The 1394-nt window shown below is 65.0% G+C and carries 2 protein-coding genes; both read right to left on the minus strand.

Translation table 11 applies throughout. The annotated features are described in order from the left end of the window. Nucleotides 1–5 precede the first annotated feature (5 nt). Nucleotides 6–656, minus strand: coding sequence for an SDR family NAD(P)-dependent oxidoreductase (locus tag QT222_RS02560; protein ID WP_491476202.1), 651 nt, complete (start codon nucleotides 654–656; stop codon nucleotides 6–8). Between the two features lie 85 nt (nucleotides 657–741). Beyond that, nucleotides 742–1394 (minus strand): zinc-binding dehydrogenase (locus tag QT222_RS02565; protein ID WP_491476203.1); only part of this gene is annotated, 653 nt, incomplete at its 5' end.

Here is a 1394-nt window from a genome sequence, read left to right on the forward strand (position 1 = left end):
CGCGATCAGGGCCACATGGTCGGCCGGGCAGTCTCCACCGGCTGCACCGACTGGTCGAAGTCGGCCACGGGCAGCATGTCGCGGTTCATCGCGGGGTCGATGACGCTCGGCATCACCGCGTTTGCGCGCACGACGCCGAGGTTCTCTGCAGCGAGGGTATGCGTAAGCAGGCGAACGCCGGCCTTCGATGCCCGGTAGATGCCGTCCCCCTCGCCACCTTCGAGCGACGCCCGAGCAGAGATGCTCACGATTGCGCCATCGGTCTCACGAAGGTGTGGAATCGCGTGTTTCGACGCGAGAAACATCGTCTTCAGGTTCACGTCGAAGAGGAAATCGAACGTCTCAGCGTCGGTCTCGTCGATTGGTGTTCCACCGCGCCACGTCCCGGCGATGTTGGCGAGGTGGTCGATTCGCCCGAAGTCGGAGACAGCGGCGTCGACGACTCGGGCAACCTCCTCCTCGTCGGTGAAGTCTGCCTTGTAGAAGCGGACGCCGTCCGAGTCGTAGAAGCCATCTTCGTTGTCCGGTTCAACCACGTCTGCGGCCGCGACGTTCGCGCCCGCGTCGGCGAACGCCCGTGTGACAGCACTACCGAGTGCGCCGCTGGCACCGGTTACGAGCGCGACTGTCCCATCGAAGTCAAATGACACGTCCATGCGAGTGTGGTTAGTGCGCATATGACATAATTCGGTCGCGGGGGCGTCTTTCCCAGTCCCGTGTTTCGCTTCCCGGCCTCGTCTCTCAGGGCGTGATGACGAGTTTCCCGAGGAAACTGTCTTCCATCACGGCTCGGTGGGCTTCGGCAGCCTCGTCGAGGTCGTAGGTCCGCGCGACCTCGATTTCGAAGTCTCCCGTCTCCATCAGACCGGCAAGTTCGCGCAGCGGGACGGCGAGTTCGGGGGTATTGAACATGCTCATCATCGTGATGTTCAGGTCCTTTCCGCGGGCGGCAGACGAGAGTTCGAACCCGACTTGCGGGTCGTTCTCGCCGATACCGACGACGCGGCCGCCGGTGGTAGCAACCTCGGCGTCGAACTGGAGGTAGTCGTCCAGTCGGTGGTCGAGCGTCAGGTCGACGCCGTCGCCGTTTGCGGCGTCTTTCACGGCATCGGCGAGGTCGTCGCGGCTGTAGTCGAGGACGACATCTGCACCGAGTTCGGAGACGCGGTCGTGGTTCTTCGGTGCCGCCGTGGCGATGACGTGTGCGCCCGCCGCGTCTGCGAGTTGGACCGCTGTGTGGCCGACGCCGCCGGACCCGCCGTGAATCAACACTGTCTCGCCGAGTTGCATCCCACCGTGGTCGACGAGGGCGCGCCATGCGGTGACGCCGACGACGCCCGCCCCACCCGCCGCGACGAGGTCCACATCTTCGGGGAGAACCGCGAGGCGGTCGG

Source organism: Haloferax sp. s1 (assembly GCF_058382125.1).

What these genes read in the sequence shown, in the direction of transcription:
- QT222_RS02560 (WP_491476202.1), bottom strand. Translation starts at nt 656, where the DNA reads ATGGACGTGTCATTTGACTTCGATGGGACAGTCGCGCTCGTAACCGGT.